At 65.2% G+C, this 23,381-nt stretch carries 23 protein-coding genes; 9 read left to right on the top strand and 14 right to left on the bottom strand.

Features of this window, described 5'->3' with window-relative positions; translation table 11 throughout:
• Window positions 1–206 precede the first annotated feature (206 nt).
• From U5775_RS17750 to U5775_RS17765, 4 genes are all read left to right on the top strand, one after another.
• Window positions 207–1,298 carry a porin gene (locus tag U5775_RS17750; protein ID WP_322059395.1) on the top strand — a complete coding sequence of 364 codons (1,092 nt, stop codon included), beginning with the start codon at window positions 207–209 and terminating at the stop codon, window positions 1,296–1,298.
• 103 nt (window positions 1,299–1,401) lie between these two features.
• A complete protein-coding gene (locus U5775_RS17755; protein WP_322059396.1) occupies window positions 1,402–2,433 on the top strand; it encodes an MBL fold metallo-hydrolase in 1,032 nt (343 codons plus the stop codon).
• A 121-nt stretch (window positions 2,434–2,554) separates the two neighbouring features.
• The gene (locus tag U5775_RS17760) at window positions 2,555–4,450 is read left to right on the top strand and encodes an FAD-binding monooxygenase (RefSeq protein ID WP_322059397.1); all 1,896 of its coding nucleotides are present in this window, start codon (window positions 2,555–2,557) and stop codon (window positions 4,448–4,450) included.
• A 40-nt stretch (window positions 4,451–4,490) separates the two neighbouring features.
• Window positions 4,491–4,973, top strand: a complete 483-nt coding sequence (locus U5775_RS17765) for a MarR family transcriptional regulator (RefSeq protein ID WP_322059398.1) — start codon at window positions 4,491–4,493, stop codon at window positions 4,971–4,973.
• Here the strand turns inward: U5775_RS17765 and U5775_RS17770 are convergent.
• From U5775_RS17770 to U5775_RS17785, 4 genes are read right to left on the bottom strand one after another with little or no spacing between them, the layout of a single operon-like run.
• On the bottom strand, window positions 4,970–5,638 hold the full coding sequence (locus U5775_RS17770) for an SDR family oxidoreductase (RefSeq protein ID WP_322059399.1): 669 nt from the start codon (window positions 5,636–5,638) through the stop codon (window positions 4,970–4,972). The two genes, U5775_RS17765 and U5775_RS17770, sit on opposite strands and share 4 nt — an antisense overlap.
• A 21-nt stretch (window positions 5,639–5,659) precedes the next feature.
• A complete protein-coding gene (locus tag U5775_RS17775) occupies window positions 5,660–6,469 on the bottom strand; it encodes an SDR family NAD(P)-dependent oxidoreductase (RefSeq protein WP_322059400.1) in 810 nt (269 codons plus the stop codon).
• A 50-nt stretch (window positions 6,470–6,519) separates the two neighbouring features.
• Window positions 6,520–7,383: an aminotransferase class III-fold pyridoxal phosphate-dependent enzyme gene (locus U5775_RS17780; protein ID WP_322059401.1), complete on the bottom strand. Its 864-nt coding sequence runs from the start codon at window positions 7,381–7,383 to the stop codon at window positions 6,520–6,522.
• 31 nt (window positions 7,384–7,414) lie between these two features.
• Window positions 7,415–7,606, bottom strand: a complete 192-nt coding sequence (locus U5775_RS17785) for a hypothetical protein (RefSeq protein WP_322059402.1) — start codon at window positions 7,604–7,606, stop codon at window positions 7,415–7,417.
• On the opposite strand from U5775_RS17785, the gene U5775_RS17790 reads away from it, so the two are divergent.
• From U5775_RS17790 to U5775_RS17800, 3 genes are all read left to right on the top strand, one after another.
• A complete protein-coding gene (locus U5775_RS17790; RefSeq protein WP_322059403.1) occupies window positions 7,597–9,096 on the top strand; it encodes an aldehyde dehydrogenase family protein in 1,500 nt (499 codons plus the stop codon). The two genes, U5775_RS17785 and U5775_RS17790, sit on opposite strands and share 10 nt — an antisense overlap.
• A 148-nt stretch (window positions 9,097–9,244) precedes the next feature.
• Complete coding sequence (locus tag U5775_RS17795) at window positions 9,245–10,417, top strand: FAD-binding oxidoreductase (RefSeq protein ID WP_322059404.1); 1,173 nt, start codon at window positions 9,245–9,247, stop codon at window positions 10,415–10,417.
• A gap of 188 nt (window positions 10,418–10,605) precedes the next feature.
• Window positions 10,606–11,559 carry a LysR family transcriptional regulator gene (locus U5775_RS17800; protein ID WP_322059405.1) on the top strand — a complete coding sequence of 318 codons (954 nt, stop codon included), beginning with the start codon at window positions 10,606–10,608 and terminating at the stop codon, window positions 11,557–11,559.
• 78 nt (window positions 11,560–11,637) lie between these two features.
• Here the strand turns inward: U5775_RS17800 and U5775_RS17805 are convergent, their stop codons facing one another.
• The 8 genes from U5775_RS17805 to U5775_RS17840 all read right to left on the bottom strand — a co-directional run bounded on the left by U5775_RS17805 (window position 11,638) and on the right by U5775_RS17840 (window position 17,873).
• Window positions 11,638–11,832 carry a YXWGXW repeat-containing protein gene (locus U5775_RS17805; protein ID WP_322059535.1) on the bottom strand — a complete coding sequence of 65 codons (195 nt, stop codon included), beginning with the start codon at window positions 11,830–11,832 and terminating at the stop codon, window positions 11,638–11,640.
• A 110-nt stretch (window positions 11,833–11,942) separates the two neighbouring features.
• The gene (locus U5775_RS17810; RefSeq protein WP_322059406.1) at window positions 11,943–13,091 is read right to left on the bottom strand and encodes a DUF1501 domain-containing protein; all 1,149 of its coding nucleotides are present in this window, start codon (window positions 13,089–13,091) and stop codon (window positions 11,943–11,945) included.
• 5 nt (window positions 13,092–13,096) lie between these two features.
• Window positions 13,097–14,587, bottom strand: a complete 1,491-nt coding sequence (locus U5775_RS17815) for a DUF1800 domain-containing protein (protein WP_322059407.1) — start codon at window positions 14,585–14,587, stop codon at window positions 13,097–13,099.
• Window positions 14,588–14,675: 88 nt separating this feature from the next.
• Window positions 14,676–15,176 (bottom strand): periplasmic heavy metal sensor, encoded by a 501-nt coding sequence (locus tag U5775_RS17820; protein WP_322059408.1) that lies wholly within the window; start codon window positions 15,174–15,176, stop codon window positions 14,676–14,678.
• Entirely contained in the window at window positions 15,173–15,631 is a 459-nt protein-coding gene (locus U5775_RS17825; RefSeq protein WP_322059409.1) for a hypothetical protein, read from the bottom strand. Before U5775_RS17825 ends, U5775_RS17820 begins: the two co-directional genes overlap by 4 nt.
• Complete coding sequence (locus tag U5775_RS17830; protein WP_322059410.1) at window positions 15,628–16,188, bottom strand: RNA polymerase sigma factor; 561 nt, start codon at window positions 16,186–16,188, stop codon at window positions 15,628–15,630. Before U5775_RS17830 ends, U5775_RS17825 begins: the two co-directional genes overlap by 4 nt.
• A gap of 306 nt (window positions 16,189–16,494) precedes the next feature.
• Window positions 16,495–16,794, bottom strand: coding sequence for a YXWGXW repeat-containing protein (locus tag U5775_RS17835; RefSeq protein WP_322059411.1), 300 nt, complete (start codon window positions 16,792–16,794; stop codon window positions 16,495–16,497).
• Between the two features lie 146 nt (window positions 16,795–16,940).
• Window positions 16,941–17,873: a LysR substrate-binding domain-containing protein gene (locus U5775_RS17840; RefSeq protein WP_322059412.1), complete on the bottom strand. Its 933-nt coding sequence runs from the start codon at window positions 17,871–17,873 to the stop codon at window positions 16,941–16,943.
• A 95-nt stretch (window positions 17,874–17,968) separates the two neighbouring features.
• On the opposite strand from U5775_RS17840, the gene U5775_RS17845 reads away from it, so the two are divergent.
• Together U5775_RS17845 and U5775_RS17850 are read left to right on the top strand one after the other, a co-directional pair.
• Entirely contained in the window at window positions 17,969–18,895 is a 927-nt protein-coding gene (locus U5775_RS17845; protein ID WP_322059413.1) for a carbon-nitrogen hydrolase family protein, read from the top strand.
• Window positions 18,896–19,435: 540 nt separating this feature from the next.
• Complete coding sequence (locus U5775_RS17850; protein ID WP_322059414.1) at window positions 19,436–20,596, top strand: porin; 1,161 nt, start codon at window positions 19,436–19,438, stop codon at window positions 20,594–20,596.
• 184 nt (window positions 20,597–20,780) lie between these two features.
• Here the strand turns inward: U5775_RS17850 and U5775_RS17855 are convergent, their stop codons facing one another.
• Entirely contained in the window at window positions 20,781–21,986 is a 1,206-nt protein-coding gene (locus tag U5775_RS17855) for a polysaccharide pyruvyl transferase family protein (RefSeq protein WP_322059415.1), read from the bottom strand.
• Between the two features lie 152 nt (window positions 21,987–22,138).
• Window positions 22,139–23,311, bottom strand: a complete 1,173-nt coding sequence (locus tag U5775_RS17860; protein WP_322059416.1) for a porin — start codon at window positions 23,309–23,311, stop codon at window positions 22,139–22,141.
• Between the last annotated feature and the right edge of the window lie 70 nt (window positions 23,312–23,381).

The following is a 23,381-nucleotide window of genomic DNA, read 5'->3' on the forward strand; positions in this document are numbered from 1 at the left end:
GGACATGATCGTGGACGTGGCGCTCGACCTTGCCAGAAAAAGCGAGAGCGTGCACGCGTCGTGAATGTCGTCGGGAAGACTAAAGCACACGCGAAAACGGAGGTCGCAGGAACAGGCATGACGTAGTCGGCGAGACATTGCGAGGCATTGCACGGTGTGCGCTGCCTCGCAATCGTGTAGAACCTAAAATAAGTTTGGAGACTTAGATGAAAAAGCGCTACGCGGTAGTACTGTTCGCAGTCCTTCCAATACATTGTGCCTTTGCGCAGAGCAACGTCACCATGTATGGATTAATCGATGCCGGGGTGTCGTATATATCGAATGAGGGCGGTCACTCTGTCGCCAAGTTCGACGACGGCATCTACGCGCCCAACCTGTTCGGTATTCAAGGCGCGGAAGACCTGGGCGGTGGAACCAAAGCCATCTTCAAGCTCGAAGACCAGTTTCAGGTGGGCACGGGCGCAACCGTGCAGCCGGCGCTTTTCGGACGCAACGCCTACGTCGGACTCGACGATCCTCGCTTCGGCAAATTGACGTTGGGGAACGTCTACGAGTTCATGTTCACCTCCCTGACCGAAGCCCAAAATACGCCGGGCCTGATCTCCGGCGGTCTCTATAGCTTTGCGGCAGGTCCGTTCCAGAAACTCGGCATTCCGCAAAATCCGACGGGCTGGTTCGGCTGGGCCCGAACGAACGGCATCCCCATCAATAATGCGGTCAAGTATCAGTCGCCGAAGATCGCCGGGCTTTCCTTTGGCGCACTGTATTCGTTCGGCGGCGTTGCGGGATCGTTCGGATCGAACTCGGGCATGAGCTTCGGCCTGAATTACGATCACGGCCCGTTCGGACTCGGCGCCGCTTATACCGAGCAGAAATATCCGGGCGCCGTCAGCGGTTCCCCACAGATTGCCATTCGAAACTGGGGTGTCGGCGCTCACTATGCGCTGGGCCCCACGCTGACTTCCGCCAATCTCGTGACGGTTCGCAATGAACTCACGGGCGCCTATGCCTACGCGGGGCAACTCGCCACCAACTGGCAAATCACGCCGGCCTTTTCGCTGGGCCTCAGCTACATGTATATGAAGGGCAATGAAGCCCTCGACGATAACCACGCCAACCAGTTGAACGCGATACTGAGCTATTCGCTTTCCAAGCGCACGATGGTCTACGCGGAAGGTGTCTATCAGCGCGCAAACTCGGGCGCGCAAGCCGACATCAACGGCATCCTGAACCCTGGCGGCTCGTCGAGCAGCGCCTCGCAGGCAATCGCACGAGTCGGACTGCGAACCACATTCTGATCGACGGAATATCAAAAATAGCGCTGTCCGGATGGCCGGTGACGGGGCCGCCGGCACCGGCAAGAACGAACGATCCCGATCGCAATGAAGGAGATTTTGAAAGATGAGCTTCGATAAAAATCCGAACTCTACCCGCCGCGCGTTGCTGGGCGGCATGGCTGCCGCGGCCGGTGCAGCGATGATGTCGACCGCCAGGGCGCAGTCCGCTATTCAGGAGAACGACACACTGTCGCTCGACCAGCGCGCCGATCTCGCGAAGGCGGCATTGCGTGACGCCAGGGGCACGAAGCTCGTCATGCTTGGCACGGGCGCAGGACCGATGGTGGGTATGCCGCGGCATCAGACCAGCCACGTCATGATGCATAACGGATCGGCTTACGTCCTCGATTTCGGCCTGGGCGTTTCCAATGAATTCGCGCGGACGGGCCTGCTATTCAACCAGGTCAGGGCGGGGTTCCTCACGCATCATCACCCCGACCACAACATCGAATACGGTCCGTTCCTGCTGCTTGGCTGGATTTACGGCATGAGTCCTTCAGTGCAGATGTACGGACCGCCGCCGCTCGATCAGATGACCAAGGACTATCTGCGTTCTCAAAAGGCCACGCTGCAGTTCTGGGCGGAGGACCTGGGCGGGACGCCGTTGACGGCAGTGCCGGTTACGGAGTTTTCGGATTCGGGCTTCGTGATGGCCGACGAAAATGTCCGCGTGACGGCGGTGCGGGTCGAGCATCCGCCCGTCAACCCCGCATTCGGCTACCGCTTCGATTTTCCCGATCGTTCGATCGCGTTTTCGGGCGATACCGTTCCGCTCGATGCCGTTGCGCAAATGGCGAAGGGCGCCGACATTCTGGTGCACGAGGCCATGAATATCGACGCCACGAAAAAGCTGGCTCAGCATATCGCCCGCGATAACCCCAAGGCGAATTACGACCAGATCATGAAGCACATGATGGCCGATCATTCTCCGGTCGAGGAAGTCGGGCGTATTGCGCAGGAGGCGGGCGTCAAGACGCTGATTCTCTCGCATCTGACACCGGTTATGCCCGTGACACCCGATGCCGTATGGCGCAGCGCGGCGGCGAAGCACTTCAAGGGGGAAATTCTGGTCGGCTACGACCTCATGGTCGTGTGATCCCGGGGGCGCGCGGCGGCCGAGGTGCAGGCATTTCATCCCGTCAAAAAGTTCTTTTAAATAGTTGGTGTACGGAGTATATTTGCGCTGACACGAACGGATTCACAATAGAGGAGACATCATGCAGTTTTATCTCAACGGCTTGCGCACCGGCGACCCGATGACCGAGCCAGCCGCCGAGGGCGCGCCACAGACCGTGCTACCCGATACGACCGACGTGCTCATCGTGGGCAGCGGGCCCGCCGGGCTCGTGCTCGCGGCACAGCTCTCGCAATTCCCCTCCATCAGGACCCGTATCGTCGAGCGCCGCGCCGGGCCGCTGCTGATGGGGCAGGCCGATGGCGTCGCGTGCCGGACCGTTGAGATGTTCGAGGCATTCGGGCTGAGCGAGCGCTTGTTGCGCGAAGCTTACTGGGTCAACGAAACCGTATTCTGGCGGCCCGATGCACAGGATCGAGGCACGATCAAGCGTACCGGACGTGTTCAGGATACCGAAACAGGTCTCTCGGAATTTCCGCATGTGATCGTGAATCAGGCACGGATCCAGGACTATCTGCTCGACGTCATGCGCCGGTCCGCGCAGCGTTTCGAACCCGATTACGGTCTTGAAGTGGTCGACGTCCAGCGCGACGACACCGACGACTATCCGGTCCATGTCACGCTGCAATGCACCGATGCGGGTCGGCCTCAGGAGCTTGTCACGGTGCGGGCGCGTTACGTCGTGGGCTGCGACGGCGCGCGCAGCCGCGTGCGGACCGCCATCGGACAGACACTGCGCGGCGACGCGGCCAATCACGCATGGGGCGTGATGGATGCGCTCGCTGTCACCGACTTTCCGGACATCAGGCTCAAAGCGGCGATTCAATCCGCGAGCAAAGGCAATCTGCTCATCATTCCCCGTGAAGGGGGCTATCTGGTCCGCTTCTATGTCGATCTCGGCGAAGTCACGCCCGAGAACCGTGACAGCATCAAGCAGACCACGGTCGATCGCATCATCGAGACGGCGCAGGGCATCCTGCATCCGTACTCGCTCGATGTGAAGGAAGTGGCGTGGTTCTCGGTCTACGAAGTGGGCCAGCGTCTGACCGAGCGCTTCGACGATGCGCTCGCGCCCGACGGCACCGCGCGCGAGCCCCGGATCTTTATCGCCGGCGATGCCTGCCACACGCATAGCGCGAAGGCCGGCCAGGGCATGAACGTTTCGATGCAGGACGGTTTCAATCTCGGCTGGAAGCTCGGCGCGGTGCTGCAACAGCGCAGCGACGTCGAGTTGCTGCGAACCTATTCGGATGAACGCCAGCCCATTGCGCAGGAGCTCATCGATTTCGACAAGGAGTGGTCGGCCATGATGGCCGCGCCGCCGAAGGATCCCGGCCGCCCCGAAGCCGGCGGCGTCGATCCCGCGGAACTGCAGGCGTATTTCGTTCGTGCGGGCCGATATACGGCCGGTGTGGCTACGCGCTATCGCCGGGGCATGTTGACCGGAGAAGCAACGCATCAGGCACTCGCGAAAGGCTTTCCGATCGGCATGCGATTCCATTCGGCGCCGGTGATCCGGGTTGCGGATGCGAAACCCGTCCATCTCGGTCACGCGGCGCGTGCCGATGGCCGCTGGCGTCTCTATGCATTCTCGGATGCGGGCGGCAATGCACTGCGGGGCTTGTGCGATCATCTCGCCACCGCTCCCGGTTCGATACTGCGGCTCGCCACGCCGGAGCATGCGGACATCGACAGCGTGCTCGATTTGCGCGCGGTGCTGCAGCAGCCTCATCGCGAAGTGCGTCTCGAAGACCTGCCGGCGCTGCTGTTGCCGCGCAAGGGCTGCCACGGCCTTGTCGATTACGAAAAGGCATTTACGAGCGATGCGGCGACTGATATCTTCGACGAGCGCGGCATCGACCGCGAACGTGGTGCGCTCGTGGTGGTCCGGCCGGATCAATACGTCGCCCATGTGCTGCCGCTAGATGACTATGCGGAACTGAGCGCCTTCTTCCGGCCGATATTGCGGCTGCCCTGACCTGAACCGACATGGCGCGAAACCGCGCGACACTGCGAAATTGGCCACCCGACACGACACTTCCCAACCGCTCCAGAAGTTTACGGGCAGCCTCGTGCGCCGTGCCCAGCAACGCCATGCAGCCGTGTGGCTCAGCGAAGTCTCCGCGGAAATTACCAGCGTGCAATACGCGGCGCTCGAAATCCTGCGGGAAACGCCGGGGCTCAATCAGCGGCAGCTCGGCGATGCGCTCGACGTGGACCGTTCGACGATCGCCGATCTGGTCGCGCGCATGGTGCGCAACGGCCTGATCGAACGTTCCGACGATCCCGCCGACAAGCGCAGCTACGTGCTGTTTCTCACCGCGGACGGCAAGAAGCAGTTGACGGTCTTGCGCCCGCGCGTGGAGGAGGTGGAGCGGATCCTCACGGCCCGATTGAGCCAAAAGGAGGGTCTGGAGTTGCGGCGGCTGCTTTCGGCGTTGCTGATGCAGGATGACAACGTGGACGCCGGCTCGAGACCCGCTCCGCCCGGTACGAGCTAGGCCTGCGCAAAAACCGGGCTCTCGGGCAGCATGGACCCGCCATCGACCACGATCGTCTGGCCCGTGATATAGGCCGATTCGTCGCTCGCCAGAAACAGCATGGCGTTGGCGATCTCTTCGGGCCGGCCGAGCCGCTTCAGCGGTATGTGGCGGGCGATCGCCTCCTCGCCAAACCGCTGCTTCAAGGCGGCCATGGCTGGCGTATCGATATAGCCGGGCTCGACGCCGTTGACCGTGATGCCCGCTGCGGCGAGTTCGAGCGCGGCAGCCCGAATGAAGCCGTTCACGCCGGCCTTGCTCGCCGCATAATGCGCGGTCGCGGGCATGACCACGCGCGGCCCTGTAATCGACGATGTCACGAGCAGCCGGCCGCCGCCGCGCGCCTTCATATGCGGCACGGCCGCTTGCGCGAGGTAAAAGCAGGCTTTGAGGTTTACGGCCAGCACCCGCTCGAGCGCATCGAGCGGCATCGAATCGAGCGGATCGCGCGAAAACGCCGCCGCGTTGTGCACCACAATATCGAGTCCGCCGTGCACGGCTGCCACGCGATCCACCGTTTCGCGCACGGCATGGGCATCTGCCACGTATACCTCCGCAATGGCGCGGCCAATACCCTGGGCGCCACCGGTCACGAGCGCGATTTTTCCAGTCAGTCTGCCAGTCACGCTGTTCTCTCCAATATTGGGTCAGACGGCAAGCCGTCCTCCGTCCACCGCATATTCGGCGCCGGTCGTGAAGGAGCTTTCGTCGGAGGCAGCGAAGAGCACGGTGTAGGCGATCTCGTCAGCGCTGCCAATGCGTTTGAGCGGCACGCGCGCGCCGAACGCAGCGCGCGTCGCATCCACGTCGCGCGTGCCGAACGTGCCGAGTTCGGCCCATTCCTCGATTTCCCGGCGCACCATGGGAGTGTCGGTGACGGCGGGCAGCACGGCATTCACGCGGATAGGCGTATCGCGTTCGGCGAACTCGATCGCGGCGCAGCGGGTCAACTGCCGGACCGCGGCCTTCGACGTGCCATAGGCGATGTTGTCCGGAATGCCCTGCACGCCGAGCACAGACGCCAGGTTCACGATGGCCGCGCTCGCCGCACGGTCTTTCGCGCGCGCAGCGAGCGCCGGCGCCGCATGCTTGATGCCGAGGAACACGCCCTCGACATTGACGCACATGACGTCGCGGAACTGCGCGAGCGATGTGTCTTCAATCGATTTCACGAGTGCGACGCCCGCGTTGTTGACGAGGATGTCGAGTCCGCCGAGCTCTGTCTGAATCCAGCAGACGATGCGCTGCCACGCCTGTTCGTCAGTGACGTCGAGCAAGCACGGGCTTGCGCGGCCGCCGGCCAGGGCGATGCGCGCAGCAACTTCGCTCGCGCGTTCGAGGTCGCGGTCGCTTACCACGACGTGCGCGCCTTCGCGCGCGAACAGCCCGGCAATCGCCGCGCCGATGCCCTGGCCGGCGCCCGTCACGAGCGCGATCCTGTTTTCGAGGCGGCCCATCGTCAGCCTCCCGCGAGTTCGGCAAGACACTCGGAGAATGCGCGGTTGTGCTACTCCACGTCGTTCGAGGCGAGCTGGGGGCAGGCAAGCATCATGTTATGGAACGGCGTGATGAGCACGCCGCGGTTGAGCAGGTACAGATGGATGAACGCTTCGAGCGGCCCGTTGCGTCCGGCTTTGGCTTCGCTGCCGTTGCGCGGCGGCAGCGGCATGAACATATACTCGGCACGGGCGCCGATCTGCGTGACGTGCCACGGCAGCGCATGCCTTGCTATATCCGCTTCGACACTGCGTGCAATGCGCGTCGCCATTTCGATCATGTGCGCGTAGTTCGCGTCGGTCATCGAGATCGTGTGGGTTTCGTCGATCAGGAGCAGCGTGCCGTGGCGCCGCGTGATCTGGCGCAGCGCATCGTGGTAGCCCGGCGCGACGGGCACCATGCCGATATTGGTCATCATCGGCTCGGTGATCACGCAGGCCACGTCGCCATGCGCGAGCTCGCGCTCGAGTGCTTCGATGTCGTTGAACTCCACGAGGCGCACGAGGCGCTCGTGATGCCAGTAGGGCAGGCCGAAGCGCCGGCTCAATTCTTCGCCGACCCAGACGCCGTCCTCGGCCGGCAGCATGGCGGTCACGCCACGGTGAGCCTGGCGGGCGATGGCATCGGCGATGGCGGGATGCGAGTGGCCGAACATGGAGCCCGTATCGCCGAGGCACAGATCGACGAACTCATTGCCGTCGACGTCGCGCAGATGGGCGCCTTGCGCATCGCGCATGTAGACCGGATGCGCCCCGGGCCACAACTGCATCCAGTGCAGCGGCGTGCCGTACAGATAGACCTCCCTGCCGCGGGCATAGAGCGCGGCGGAGCGCGGATGCCGCGCTGCAAAGCGCTGCTGCTCGCGCTCGAGCAATGCCTCAAGACGGGATCAGGAATGCTAATCGTCATGAAAATTTCTCTTGCTGTAATGCGGGGAGATCCGGGCGGCCGGCCGGGATGGCGCGCCACGGCGCCTTCGCGGTCACATTGTTTCCGATGCGAAATTTTCTTTTCCCGGCCTTCGGACTGCGTGTATAGTTTCCTGAGACGCAATATTTCCTATCGGAAACATCGAAGAGGTTTTTCAGTGAAAGCATCCACCATCCTTTCGGAACTCGGGATTTCCCATCTTGCAGAGGCCGGCGACATCGCCGTTCATTCGCCCATCAACGGCGAGCTGATTGGCCGCGTGGCGAGCCAGTCCGTCGCCGATGCCGACGCCGCGCTCGCGCAAGCCCACGAGGCCTTCAAGACCTGGCGCACCGTGCCGGCGCCGCGCCGGGGCGAGCTCGTGCGCGTGCTGGGCAACAAGCTGCGGGAGCGCAAGCACGCGCTGGGCAGCATCATCACGCTCGAGACCGGCAAGATCCTTCAGGAAGGGCTGGGCGAAGTGCAGGAGATGATCGACATCTGCGACTTCGCGGTGGGGCTTTCGCGTCAGCTCTATGGTCTGACGATTGCCTCGGAGCGCCCCGGCCACCGCATGGCCGAGACGTGGCATCCGATGGGCGTCTGTACGGTCATCTCGGCGTTCAACTTTCCGGCCGCGGTGTGGTCGTGGAATGCGGCGCTCGCGCTCGTCTGCGGTAACGCCGTCATCTGGAAGCCCTCGGAGAAGACGCCGCTGACCGCGTTGGCCGTCGACAAGATTCTCCAGGACGCGCTCGAGGAATTCGGCGGCGCGCCCGAAGGGCTAACGCGTCTCGTCACCGGCGGCCGCGAGGTGGGCGCGAAGCTGGTGGCCGATCCGCGCTCGAATATCGTGAGCGCCACGGGCAGCACCGAAATGGGACGGGCCGTCGGCGTGGAAGTCGCGCGCCGCTTTGGCCGCACGATTCTGGAGCTCGGCGGCAACAACGCGGGCATCGTTTCGGGCACCGCGGACATGGAACTGGCGCTGCGCGGCATCCTGTTCTCGGCGGTGGGCACCGCCGGCCAGCGCTGCACGACGTTGCGCCGCCTGTTCGTGCACGAGAGCGTTTATGAGCAGACCGTGGAGCGCTTGAAGACGCTCTACGGCAAGGTCTCGATCGGCAACCCGCTGGAGCAGGGCACGCTGATGGGGCCGCTCATCGACGCGCAGTCGTTCGAGCGCATGCAAGCCGCGCTCGAGCAGGCAAAGCGCGAGGGCGGCAAGGTCTTTGGCGGCGAGCGCCATGTCGTGGCGGGCAACGAAAAGGGCTTCTACGTGCGCCCGGCCATCGTCGAGATGCCTGCGCAGACCGAGGTCGTGCTCACGGAGACCTTCGCGCCGATTCTCTACGTGCTCAAGTACAGCCACTTCGAAGAGGCCATCGAGGCAAACAATGCGGCGCACCACGGCCTCTCGTCGTGCGTCTTCACGACCGACCTGCGCGAGAGCGAGCGCTTTCTTTCCGCGTCGGGCAGCGATTGCGGCATCGCCAATGTGAATATCGGCCCGAGCGGCGCCGAGATCGGCGGCGCATTCGGCGGCGAGAAGGAAACCGGCGGCGGTCGCGAATCGGGCTCGGATGCGTGGAAGGCCTATATGCGGCGCGCAACGAATACCGTGAACTTCTCGTCGGCATTGCCGCTCGCGCAGGGCATCGATTTCAACATCGACTAGACAATCTCATTGCGGGCGTGGGGAGACCTCCGGAAGGCCGGGCGGCGCGCGAGCCAGTGCATCGCATCGCGATCGAGCGTGTATCTGCAGCGCCCCCGGACCGGCTTTCCATTCGGCATGCCAGGCAATTGGCCATCTGGAGCAAGTCGTGAGTGCTAAAGTCGTTATCGTGGGTGGCGGCGTCATTGGTAGTTCCATCGCTTACTTTTTGCGCGCGTCGGATCCGACGATTGCCGTGACGGTCGTCGAGCGCGACCCGAGCTATGCGCGATCGTCGTCGGCGTTATCGGCCGCGTCCATCCGGCAGCAATTCTCCACGCCGCTCTCGATCCAGATGTCGCTATACGGCATCGAATTTCTGCGCCATATCGGCGAGCGGCTTCAGGTAGAAGGCCACCAGCCCTCCATTGATTTGCACGAGGGCGGCTATCTGTTTCTTGCCACCGCGACCGGTGAAGCCACCCTGCGCGAAAACTACGCACTCCAAACGAGTTTGGGCGCCGATATCGCGCTGCTTGCGCCGGACGCGCTCAAAGAGCGGTTTCCCTGGCTGAACGTGGACGACATCGTGGCCGGCGCCTATGGCCTCAGCGGGGAGGGCTGGTTCGACGGCTATGGTCTGGTGCAGGCGCTGCGCAAGAAGGCGCAGGCGTTGGGCGCGCGTTACGTGGCTGCGGAGGTGAGCGGTCTCGAGCTCGACGGCCGCAAGGTCACGCAGGTGCTGACGAGCAATGGTGAGCGTTATGCCTGCGATACGCTCGTGAACGCCGCCGGCGCGTGGACGCGGCGCATTGCCGACATGATGGGCATCGACATTCCGGTGTACGCGCGGCGTCGCAGCATCTTTAATGTGTCGTCGCCGGCGCGGCTGGCGAATAGTCCGCTGCTTATCGATCCCACCGGCGTGTATTTCCGGCCCGAGGGCAAGACCTATATCACGGGGACCTCACCCAGCGAAGCGAACGACCCCGACGATCTCCCGCTCGACGAAGTCGATCACCGCTTGTTCGACGAGGTGATCTGGCCGACGCTGGCTCATCGCGTGCCGGAATTCGAGGCGCTGCGCGTCGAGAATTGCTGGTCGGGCTACTACGAGTACAACGTGTTCGACCAGAACGCGATCATCGGCTATCACCCGGATATCGAGAACTGCGTGTTCGCCAATGGCTATAGCGGCCACGGCCTGCAGCAGGGGCCCGCAACGGGGCGCGGCGTGAGCGAGCTCATTATCGACGGGCAATACCGGACCCTGGATCTGTCTTCGCTGAGCTGGGAGCGCGTGCTGGAGAACCGTCCCATCGTCGAAAAGAACGTGGTGTAGTGGCGGCGCGTTGCGGGCTCGGGGTCGCCGCCAGGAGGCGGCCCGGTCCGGCGCGGCGCGCACGTTCCAGCGGCATGGATGGTAAGCTTAGCGGCGTTTGCGCGCGCGGCGCCGGAACGATGCGCTCCTCGCGCACCGGTCCGGCAAAACCGCCGTCCCTCCATGCCCACCCTGCTTCTTTCAACAAGATGGATACGCTGAATTGCATGCGGATCTTCGCCCGCGTGGCCGAAGAAGGCAGCTTTACCGCCGCCGCACATCGCCTCGATATCACGACCGCATTCGCGTCACGCGCGGTGGCGAGCCTGGAGACGCATTTGCAGGCGCGCCTGCTCAACCGGAGCACGCGCCGCGTCGCGCTGACCGAGGCCGGCGAACGCTATTTGCGGCGTTGCGAGCAGATTCTCGCGTACATCGACCAGGCGGAAGCCGAGGCCGGCGACGCGCAGGCGCTGCCATCCGGCCGGCTGCGTGTCCATGCCACGACGAGCTTCGGGCAGGCCTACGTCGTGCCGGCGGTCATGCAGTATCAGAAGCGCTATCTTTCGGTCTCGGTGGAGCTCACGCTCTCGCAGCACGTGCCGGATCTGCTCGACGAAGGGTATGACGTGACGTTGCAATTGAGCTCGACGGAGTTGCCCGATTCGGCGCTCGTCTCGCAGACGCTGGGCCAGGTGCACAGCGTGCTGTGCGCGTCGCCCGACTATCTGCGCGAGCACGGTACGCCGCACAGCGTCGCCGAGCTTGCCGATCACGCGTGTCTCCAGCTTCTCACGCCGGTCTTTCCCCGCGACCGCTGGCACCTCGAAGGGCCGGGCGGGGCCGAGACGTTCGAGCTGCCGCCTTCGACGTTCCAGGTGAATGTTGCGGACGCACTGGCCGGCGCGTTGCGCGAGGGAGTGGGCATCGGCTCGCTGCCGATGTCGTCCGCCGTGCCGGCGTTGCGCAACGGTTCCTTGCTGCGGGTCTTGCCCGACTATCAGCTTCAGAAGCTCACGGTCTACGCCATGTACGCGTCGCGGCAATATCTCGACGCCAAGATCAGGACCTTCGTCGACTTCCTCAAGGAAACCATTCCGCAAGTGCTTGCCGCCGACGAAGCGGCGCTGCGCATGCCGGACCATTGCTCGCAGGCGGCGTAATACACGAATGGCGTGAATAGGGTGAATGGACGACGCGCGGCGCATTCGCGCCGCGCGTGCTTGATGGCCGCTTGCTCGTCAGCCGGCCCAGTGTCCGGGAATCCAGGCCCAGTGGTTGCCTTCCCAGCGGTAATGTCCCTTCACCCAGTGATAGCCCGGCTGCGGCGCGGGCGGTACGACCTCGACGCGCGGTGGCGGCTCGGGCGGCCGCGCGGGCTCGACCACGCAGGCCGAGAGCAGGGCCGTGCCGGTGAGCAGGGCGGCGAGCAGCATTGGCTTCTTCGTCTTCACGATACAGTTCCTCCTTGATTTGCGGATTTATGGTTCGCTGATTGGCGTATTGGTCTCCTCACGCCAGATCATCGGTAATCCTGATTATTCGTTCATGTTCGAATCAAACCCGTAACCGGTCGTTGTGCGCCCGCTTGCGCGAACAGCGTGGCGGCGGTGCGCTGCGGATCGAGTTGCAGACTCTCCGCCGCGGCGCCCGCGATCAGCGCGTCCAGCGAGGCCGTGGGCTTGAGGTCGCGCTGCTCGTAGAGATCGGCGGGGCGCAGGCCCGGCCAGTCCGCGAGCACGCGCCCGCCCGCGACCGCGCCGCCCGCGAGCATCGCCACCGACCCCTGGCCGTGGTCGGTGCCGCCTGTGCCGTTGGCGGCGGCCGTGCGGCCGAACTCGGTCGCCACGAGCACCGTGGTTTTGTCCCACGCGGGGCCGAGGCCGTCGCGCAGCGAGGCGAGCATCGTGTCGAGCGCCTTGAGCTGGTTCGCGAGCCGCGCGTTCTGCGCGCTATGCGTGTCCCAGCCGCCGGTCTCGATCATCGCGATGCGCGGGCCATCCGCGCGCGCGAGAAATTGCGCCGCGAGCTTGCCCAGGCTCGCCGGGTCCTGATGCGCGCTCGCATCGCCGGCCAGTCCGCGCGCGTCCATCGCCGAAGCCCAGAGGCCGTGCAGTTGCGCGTCGCCTTCGTAGAGCGCGGAGACGCGCGTGAGCAGGTCGTCGGATGCCGCGGGCAATGCGGACGGCGCATAAGACGTCGCACGCGCCGTGCCGCGTAGCGCGAGCGGCATCGTGGGGGCGAGCGCGATGGCGTTCTCGCGCGTGGCGCCCACGAGCCCGACGAGCCGGTTGAGCCAGCCGTCCTTCACCTGATAAGGCGCGCTGCCGCCCGTCTCCAGCACGTTCTGGCCGTCGAAGTGCGAGCGGTCGCGATACGGCGAGGCCACCGCGTGCACGAACAAGGCCTGTTTGTCGCGATACATCTGCGCCATTTGCGCGAGCGACGGGTGCAGCGCAAAGGTGCCGTTCAGTTTCGCGGCGTTCGCGGTGTCGATCGCGAGCGCGCCGCGCAGGTTCGCGTAGGCGGGTTCCGCGTAGGGGACGACGATGTTCAGGCCATCGGCGGCGCCGCGCTGGATCACGAAGACGAAGCGGCGGTCGGTGGCCGCGCTCGCGAACACGATTTGCGGCGCGACGAGCATTGCGCCCGCGCCTGCGGCGGCGCAGCGCAAGAATTGGCGGCGGGAGAGCATGCCGGTTACCTCCTCAGGAAATCGGGCGAGACGAGCAGGAGCGCGATGGCCGTTGGCACGCTCTCGGCGTGCGAGACCGCCGTGGCCGTTGCGGGGCTGAGCGTGCCGGGCAGCACGGCGGGCCCGAGCGTGCGCGGATCGAGCCGGTCGCCCACACGCGCTGCGAAGCGCTGCGCGACTTCCACGCGCCGCACCAGCGCATCGGGCGCGGCCCAGCTCGCGGCGATGTCGTCGTAGCCCGCGGGCGAGCCGGGGCGCCAGATCGGCTGGCCCAGTTGCGTGAGCAGCGGCGCGGCATTCAGGTCGCCGCGTTCGCGCCAGCCGAGCGCGCGCATCGACGAAACGGTCCACTCCCACGGCGTCTTGAACTTCGTATCGGCGGCGCCCCATGCCTGCGGCGATTCCACCAGCGCGCGATAGAGCGTGGGCAGGTCGCCGCCACTTTGTTCGTAGACCTGAGCAAGATGATCGGTGAGCGCGGGCGGCGGATTGTCGGCGACGAAGTGGCGCGCGAGCTGGAAGGCGATATGGCGGCTCGTGGCCGGCGCGTGGGCCAGATCGTGAAGGACCGCGAGCGCCTGCTCTTCGCCCGCTTCGTCGTAGCGGCGGCCCATGACCGTGCGCGCGCCGGGCTCGTGCAGCGCGGGCCTGAAAACGAAGGCGCCGGGCGCCGCGTTGCCGGGCTGCGGCCCGCGCACGCCGGCCACGCTCCAGCCCGTGAGCGCGCGCGCGAATTCGGTGACGTCGTCCTGCGTGTAGCCCGTGCGCACGCCGAGCGTATGCAGCTCCATGATCTCGCGCGCGAGGTTTTCGTTGAGGCCGCGCTTGTGCGCGGGATCGCGCTGATCGGCGCGCAGCGCGGCGCGGCTGTCGGGGCCGACCGAGCGCACCTGATCGAGAAAGACCTGCATCGCGGCGTGCTGCTCGACGGCGACCAGCATGTCTTCGAAGCGGCCGAGCACGTGCGGGCGGATCGCTTCCATCTCGAACGACCCCGCGAGGCCGGCGAGCGCCGGTTTGTCGACGGATACCGCGAAGTGATTCGACCAGAAGTGCACGAGGCGCTCGACAAAAGGTGTTTCGGTATCCAAAGCACTGGTGAGGCGCGCGTTCACGGCGTTGCGATAGATCTCGACACCCTCGCGGCGTATCGCGCGGTTGGTGGCCTGGCGGGCGGCCTGGCTGTTGGCTTGTTGCGCCGCTTGCGGCGAGGCCGCGCTGCCCGGCGTGTCGCTTGCGTTCATGTTGCTGGCGACAGTCGTGCTGCTGGACGCCGTGTCGTCGGCCATGCGTTGCTGGCGCTCCTCGCCGAAGCGCGTCACGATCGCGACCGCGCCGGGCTCGCCGCGCCATGCCACGGGCAGCGGCTCGTAGCGGTCGAACTGGTCGAGCAGCCAGCGCTGCGGGTCGCCGGGCGGCGTCTCGTCGTCGCGCGCGCCAAGGCCGAAGCGATTCATGGCGATCGCACCGGCGCGAGCGGTGGGCAGGCTTTCCATGCGCGGTCCTTGTGGCGTTGTGTACTTCTCTTAAACGCGGGTCGCGCTGCGATCCGTCGCTGCCGTGCAAACTTTTTTGGTCCGGCTTTTATTGCGCGTCGCTCGCTTGCGGGGCAGTTTTACGCTGCCGTAGCGGCAAACGCCATTGACCGCTGCGTTCGAGCCCCTCGGCGAATTTCACGCGCTCCTCGGGCGTGAGCGTGGCCGCATAGTTGGCCACGGCGCTTTCCACCTGGGCACGCAGGGCGCTATCGGCTTCACGCGTGCGCGCGAGCGCGGCGTCGAGTGCGGGCCGGTCAAGCTGCGGCGCGGCGAGCAGATCGAGTACCTCGCGGCGGTCGTCGTGGCCCTCGCGCGCGTACTCGCGGCCCTGGCGGCGCGCGGTCCTGAGCGTATCGAGGAACTGCTGCTGCCGTTCGGGCGGGAGTTCGTCGGTGGCGAAGCGCAGCGCGAGGCGCTGCGCCTGAGGCGGTTGCGCCGTGCCGTGCGCGGCGAGCCAGCGCCAGGCGCCGCCCGCAATCGCGCCGAGCAGGAACACATTGAGCAGCACCGAGCCCACCATCAGCGCTTTCCAGGAGCGTCCGTTCATTCGTCGCCCCAGTCGTCGATCGAGCCGTCGAAGCCCGTGCTCATCCACGAGGGGCTCTCGTGCGCCGCGCCGTGCGCCGCATCGCTTGCCGAAGGCGGCGGGTTGCCGAGCAGCACGAGCGACATGGTCAGCGCACCGGCGAGTGCGCCCGCGAGGCCGGCGCCCGCGAACGCCGCGCCGGACCACCAGAACCGGCGCCGCTTCGAAGGCGCCTTGTGCTCGGGCGCGGGAATGGGCGCGCCCGCCATGATCTGTTCGACGAGCGCGCGCGAGGGCGGCGCGACCATGTCGCGCGCGAGCCAGGCATCGAGCGCGAGCGCGGCTTCGAGCACGGCATCGGCTTCGGCGCGATGCGCGCGCGCCCACGCGAGCGCGTCGGCGCGTTCGTGCTCGGGCCAGCGGCGCGGATCGGCGCCGTAGGCCTCGACGAGCGTGTGGAATCGTTCAGATTTCATACGGAATCCTTACCGGTCTGTTCGCCGGCCAGTTGTGCGCGCAAGCTGCGCCGGGCGCGCGCCAGCAGACTTTCGAGCGCGTCGACCGAAATGTCCATCAGGCCGGCCGCTTCCAGGTTAGAAAGCTCCTGGTAATAAGTGAGCACGAGCGCTTCGCGCTGGCGCACCGGCAACGCGGCCAGCGCGGCGCGCACACGCTCGTCGCGCGTGCGCGCCTCGATCCGCTGCTCGGGCGGCGCTGCGGGATCGGGTTCGTCGGGCAGCGTGTCGGCGGGAATTTCGCGGCGTCCGCGCAGGCGGTCGTAGCAGAGATTGAGCGCGACGCGATGCAGCCACGTGTCGAACTTCGCCTCGCCGCTGCGCCAATGCGGCGCCTGCTTCCAGATGCGCACGAATGCCTCCTGGGCCACGTCTTCGGCTTCCATGCGGTCGCCGAGCATGCGCGTGGCGAGCGCGAGCAGGCGCGGCAGCTTGTTCAGGACGAGCGAGCGCACCGCGCCCGCATCGCGTTCGCCGATGCGCGCGACGAGTTCCGCGTCGGGGTCGCGCTCGCTCAAGACGCCACACCGTGGCTCGTTTGCGTCGAGCGCGCAGCCGTTGTGTGCGAACGCAGCGGCGTGTGCCGCGCGAGTCTCATCGTCGTTTCCTCCACGGGCGTGCGCCGGTTCGCGAGCATTCAATATACGACGAGCGCGGGCCGGTAGTACGCCGGCCGCGCGGGCTCCACGATGCAGCCGGTGAGGACGGCCGTGGCAAGCAGGAGTAAAACGAGTGTCTTCATGATCGGGCTACGTATGGGGTGTATGGGGCGAATGCGTTCATCGGCGCACGCGCTGCATCATGCAGCGCGTAACGGCACGGCCTCAGGCCCAATGTCCCGGCACCCAGCGCCAGTTCGGACCGCGCGCGGCCCAGTGCCCCGGCACCCACCGGTAGCCCTGGTGCATCGGCCGCCAGTGGCCCGGCGCCCACCGGTAGCCGCCGCCCTCCCAGCGCCAGTGGCCGGGGTCCCATGCGTAGCCGGCGCGCGGCGGCGGCACGACTTCCGCGCGCGGCGGCGGCGGGGCGTGCGGCGCGATGATGACCGTCTGTGCAAATGCACACGTGCTGGCGAGTGTCAGCACGGTGGCGGCGAGCAGCGAATGTAGCGGCTTGCGAGGCATGAAAACTCTCCCGTTCCTGATGGCGGGCGCGTGGCCCTCATGTGCATTGAACGGGGCGGCGGCGCGAATCCGTCGCAATGGAGCAAAATTTTTTTGCGTCGTGTTTTCGCGCTGCGTCGCGCCGTGTCGTGCAGCGTGCCGCCGCATCAATCGTGCCGTATTGCCAGCGCAGGAGCACACGCGCCTATGGCTTCGCGTACGCGCGCCACGGCGGCATCGCGCAGCGCGTTCGCACGCCAGCCGAGCTCGATCGGATAGCGGGGCAGCGTGAGCGGGCACTCGACCTCCAGCAGGCCGGTCATGGCGGCGATCGCGCTGGCGGCATGGCGCGGAATCGTCGCCACGGCCGGCGTGCCCTTGAGCAAATGCGGCAGCGCCGCGAAATGCGTTGTCGAGGCGATCACGGTGCGGCGCAGGCCGAGGGCCGCAAGCGCTTCGTCGACGATGCCGACCACGCCGCCCGAAGAGACGAGGATCTGGCCGCGCGCGACAAAAGCCTCGAGCGTGAGCGCGGCGGGCGCCGCTGTCGGCAGCGTGGCCGGGTCGAGCAGGCAGGTGTAATCGCCTTGCCCGAGCACTTGATGGCTGAGGCCGCGTGTGGCGAACCCGCCCGCGGCGATGGCGAGGTCGATGTCCTGACTGGCGAGTCCCTCGCTCACGATCTGGCTGTAAGTCTGCCGAAAGATCACGCGCAGCCCCGGCGCATGCCGCGCGAGATACGCCATGATGGGCTGGCCGAGCGCGAGCTCGAAGTCGTCGGAGAGGCCGATGGCCACGGCGCGGCCATGAAAGCTCGTGGCGTGCGGCGACGCGATGGCGAGACTCTGGCGGCAGCGGTCGAGCGCCTCGCTGATCAGCGGTTTGAGCTCCCGCGCGCGCGCCGTGGGCGAGAGGCCGCGCCCGGTCGGCGTGAAGAGACGGTCCGCATAAAGCTCGCGCAGCCGCTTGAGCGCCGCGCTCACGGCGGACTGCGTCATGTCGAGGCGAATCGCGGCCCGGCTCGCGCCGCCTTCCTCGAACAGGGCTTCGAATATCTTGAGCAGATTCAGATCGACGCCGGAGATATCACTGGCATGCATAGCAGAAAGTGTCCGCACGCGTGTGCGCAGGGTTGCGACCCCGTCATGATACGGACAAACGCGGGACAAACGCGTCTTATCCACGGAGGAACACCATGTCGAAATCGACTGTCGCTGCGCTGCAGATCGGCGCATTGCCGCAAGGCAAGGCGGCCACGCTGGAGCATATCCTGTCGTTCGAAGCGCCCATCCGCGCCGCGGGCGCGCAACTCGTGGTCATGCCCGAGGCGCTGCTGGGCGGCTATCCGAAGGGCGAGATCTTCGGCACGCGGCTCGGCTACCGCTTGCCCGAAGGGCGCGAGGCATTCGCGCAATACCATGCGAACGCCATCGACGTGCCCGGCCCGGAGACCGAAGCGCTCGCCGAATTTTCCGCGAGATGCGAGGCCTCGATCGTGATTGGCGTGATCGAGCGAGCGGGCAGCACGCTCTACTGCACGGCGCTCTTCTTCGATCCGCAGCAAGGGCTGATTGCGAAGCATCGCAAGCTGATGCCCACCGGCACCGAGCGGCTGATCTGGGGGCAGGGCGACGGCTCGACGCTGCCCGTGGTGGCCACCGCCGCGGGCGTGGCCGGCGCGGCCATCTGCTGGGAGAACCATATGCCATTGCTACGGACTGCGATGTATGCGAAGGGCGTGCAGATCTGGTGCGCGCCCACCGTGGACGAGCGCGAGATCTGGCAATGCTCGATGCGCCACATTGCACACGAGGGGCGCTGCTTCGTGATCAGCGCGTGCCAGGTGCAGCCCACGCCTGCCGCGCTCGGTATCGACGTGCCGGGCTGGGACCCCGCGCGTCCGCTCATCAATGGCGGCAGCGTGATCGTGGGGCCGCTCGGCGAAATTCTTGCCGGACCGCTGCATGGCGAAACCGGTCTCGTGGTCGCGCAGATCGATACCGACGATCTCGTGCGCGCCCGCTACGACTTCGACGTGGTAGGGCATTACGCGCGGCCCGATGTGTTCTCGCTCGCGGTGGACGAGCGCGCGAGGCGCACGGTGCATTTCACGGTGGACTGATTGAACGGATTGGGCCGATGATCGCGCGTATTTAAAGAGCGTGACGCAAATCGGCAAATAGAAATATGAATACCGTTTTAAGCGCTCTTATGCCTTTCCTAAGCAGTATTTCCCCAATGCCCGCATAGCCCGAACATCATTAAAGGGCACAAAAGAAAAGAGGGTGGCCGCAGACACGAACCACCCCGGCTGTCTGTATTAACTGTTCCGGAGTCTCTTCAGACGGCGAAATACTAGCATGGGGATCAACGCATAATCGAGTCGAATTCGACAATAATCAAATTCACTGACTTGACAAGGGCGTCGCGTGATAACCACACGTCTGTAACATTCCGAGGACGGGGCCAGTGCGGAATTTTCCTTTCCACACAAGGTTTTAAGTCCTGCAATTGCGATATTTCCATATTCTGCAATTGTCTGTTCCATGGCGTGAACATCCCGTTCCCACTGCATTGGCACTTAAACTTCGCTCCGAGATTGCCGGGGTGGTTCCAGTACCCGGGCCACTTCAGCGCGGTCTGAATGTCATATAGGAAAGTCATGAAGAACACTTTGATCATCGCGGGCGTCCTGAGCGCGTTCGCAGTTTCGGCTCACGCACAAAGCAGCGTCACGCTCTACGGTTCGCTGGATGCGGGTATCGTCTACGCGAACAACGCGGGCGGCCACGCAGCATGGAACCAGGGCAGCGGCGCGCTGTCCGACACGTACTTCGGCCTGAAGGGCAGCGAAGACCTGGGCGGCGGTCTGCATGCCATCTTCAAGTTGGAAAACGGCTTCAACCTGAACAACGGCCGTGACACCGAATCGAACACGATGTTCAACCGTCAGGCCTACGTCGGTCTGCAAAGCGACCAGTATGGCGCGCTGACGCTGGGCCGCCAGTACGACTCGATGGTCGACTACCTGTCGCCGCTCTCGGAAGCAGGCTCGGGCTTCGGCAACAACATGGCTGCTCATCCGTTCGACAACGACAACCTCGATCACTCGTTCTCGATCAAGAACTCGGTCAAGTACCAGAGCGCCAACTACGCGGGCTTCAAGTTCGGTGGCCTGTACGGCTTCAGCAACGACGCTGGCCAGTTCGCGAACAACCGCGCATGGAGCGCTGGCGCATCGTACGGCAACGGCCCGCTGAACTTCGCGGCTGCTTACCTGCAGATGAACAACTCGCGTACGAACAACAACGCGAACGGCGCGAACGCGGCAGGCGACGGCAACAACTTCAACCTGTCGGCGCAGACGCAACGCACCTTCGGCGCAGGCCTGAACTACACGTACGGCCCGGCAACGGTGGGCTTCGTGTGGACCCACACGCAATACCAAGGTCTGATCGCTGGCGGCCAGGGCGGCGACACGCAAATCGTGTTCACGCAGCCGAACACGAACCTGCACCTCGACAACTTCGAGCTGAACGGCACCTACGCGCTGACGCCGGCCCTGAGCCTGAACGCAGCGTACACGTTCACGGACGGCAAGCTCACGAGCAACGCGGGCTCGGCTGATCCGAAGTGGCACACCGTTTCGCTGCAAGCCGACTACTCGCTCTCGAAGCGCACCGACGTTTATGTCGAAGGCGTCTACCAGCACGCTTCGGGCTCGCTCGACGGCGTTTCGAACGTAGCCATGATCAACACGCTGTCGCCGTCGACCACGCCGAACCAGGTCGCTGCAACGGTTGGTCTGCGTCACCGCTTCTAATCGAAGCCCGATCGTCTGATCGGAAACCGGAAAGCGCGGACGGCGGATCGGCCGGTCCTCTCCCGCGTTTTCCCGGAAAGCATGGCGGCCCGCCGTGCGAACCGCGCTCACGAGGCGCGGTTCGCCGGCGGGCCGCTTGCGTTTTCAGGCCCGATTGACGCGCTCGATTCGTTGGCCACGCAAATTACGTGACGAGCGCTTTGATGGGTTCGAATGCGATGCGGTAGCGGTGCGTGAGATCGTCGGCCGTGTGACGCAACAATGCCGTGTCGGCGTTCAGCGCGGTGTTTATTGCCTCCGCGAGTTCGCGCACGTTTGTTGTTGAAGCGATTTCCGCGGGCTCCCACGTCGCGGCGAAGGCCGCCTGCTTGGGCGGCTGCATCGCGTCTTGCGCATGAACGATATTGATGCGAGGCCGGGCGAACGCCATCGCCACGATCCTGCCGTGCAGACTGCTGCCGCAAAAGAGGCGGCTATTCGCGATCAGCGCGCAAATATCCCAAAGATCGAGCGAAGCAAAAATTTTAAAGGGCGTGCCTTCGATACGCGCGCCAAAGCGGCGATAGACGTCGAGATCGTCGTGCCACGGCGCGGCCCCTGTGCGAAACAGCACGATGCCGTATCCGTGTGTTCGCGCCGCCTGGGCGATTTCATGCGCGAGCACGTCCAGTGTGGCATCGTCGCCGAAGCTCGCATCGAACTGAATGGCCGCGTAGCCTTGCGGGAACGCGCGCAATACGGCCTGCATGGCGACTTGCGCGGCATGGTCACGAATCCGATCGCCGAATAGCTCCGCCACCATGACGGCGGGATCGGGTACGAGCGGAGCATCGATGCCTTGCGCGTGGAGCTGAATTTGGGTTTGCCCGTCGCGCACGCTCAGATGATCTGCATACCTGAGTTTTTCGATTACCTCTGCGCGAAACGGCGCGTCACGCCGATCGAGACCCGCGCCGCCAAGCGCGTGGAAGATGAGTGTGTCGATCTGCGTCTGCGCAAATGCTGGTCTGGAAAGCACGTAGGGTGCTCGCGCCGCCATGCCCACGTGTGTCTGCGCCCACGCCAGAGGATCGTCCTTCCACGCCTTTTCTTGTGCGATCAACGCTGGCACGCGCTCGGGCGGCGCGAGCATGACCGCGGCTTCCCATGCATCGCAGGTCAGCAGTTCGCCGCCCACGTGAATGACGTTCAGCGGAGCATCGCGAAGGGAAGCGGCGAGCGCGCCGAACGCACGCACGGCATGGCCGCCGAACGCGCGCAGATCGCGTGTCGCGAGTCCGGCGTGATAGATCGCGCGCGGTGCGAGCATGCGCTCCAGCACGTGCGGAAACAGCAGATCGCCGAAATTGTGGCGATCGAACGCACCGAACAGAACCGTGTGAGGTGGCATGGGCGTGCCTCGGCGTTATGGAGGCGGATTTTAGCGGGTTCGCCAAAAGATCATGGTACGCCGTCGGGCGAGCCCGCTCCATGCCGAAAAGTATCGATGCAAAAGCGCGCCGCCGCGCGCGTCAGAGAGCGTTGGGGCCTCGGCCCCTTGCGTCAGAACTTCACGCGCATGCCGGCCGCGACCACGGCCTGCGTGTTGCTCGACGAAGCCGCGAGGTTGTAGATCGAGGCATTGCCCAGCACCGCGATGCCGTTGGCACCCGAAACGCGCTGATAGACGCCTTCGAGATACAGATCAGTGCGGCGGCTCAGTGCGTAATCGGCTTGCAGCATGAACTGGTTCCAGTGCGGCGACGCATTGCCGGCCGCACGGCTCAACGATCCATCGGTATAGACATATGAGCCGCCGAGGCTGAATTGCGGCGTGAGCTGGTAACGGCCATTCACCTCATAGTTGTTGAACGTGAGGTAGTCGGCATTGAACGCATTGAGCGAGCCGCCCTGCATGATCTGCGAAGGCGACGCGATCATCGTGCGCGTGAACACCACGCCGACCTTCGCCGCGCCGATCGTGTAGCTGCCGCCCGCGCCCAGCGTGCGCGTGCGTGCGGAGACGAACATCGGGTCGTTGTCGGTGCCGCTGCCCGCGGACAATGCGCCGCCCGTGGTCGTGCCCGGGTCGTTACCCTGGAACCAGGCCACGGCAAGATTGAGCGGGCCGCCGTTCCACGAGGCGCCGAACGTATAGGCGTTGTTGTCCGAAAAGCCGCCGCCCAGGTTGCTGAACGCATAGGCCGCCTCGGCCTGGAAGCCCGCATAGGTCGCGCTGCGGAACTTCACGGCGTTGTTCATGCGCACGTCGTTGTTGAGGTTGTCGTTGTCGAACGGATGGTCGGCGATATTGCCGCCGAAACCAGAGCCCGTGGCCGACATGGGCGCGATCATGTCCACGAGCGCGTCGTACTGGCGGCCCAGCGTGAGCGAGCCGTACTGGTCGCTCGCGAGGCCCACCCACGCCTGGCGGCCGAACAGATAGCCGCCGTTCGAGCCCTTGCCGTTCGCGACATTGAAGCCGTTCTCGAGCTGGAAGATCGCCTTGAGTCCGCCGCCCAGGTCCTCGGCGCCGCGCAGGCCCCAGCGGCTCGTGCTGACGTTGCCCGACTGCACGCCCCATACGGTGCCGTGGCCCGCCGACGACTTCTGGTTGCTGATGTAGTCGAGCCCGGCGTCGACGGTGCCGTACAGCGTGACGCTGCTTTGCGCGTGCGCCATTGACGACGCGGCCACGGCGGCGAGGGCGAGAGTATTCAACAACGCTTTTTTCATTTCGATTCCGTAGAAGAAGGAGGGGGCATCGTGCGCTGGGACCGGCGTATGGTTAGTAGTCCAATGCACA

Origin of the sequence: Paraburkholderia sp. J63 (assembly GCF_905220245.1) — a bacterium.
Taxonomy (GTDB): Bacteria; Pseudomonadota; Gammaproteobacteria; order Burkholderiales; family Burkholderiaceae; genus Paraburkholderia.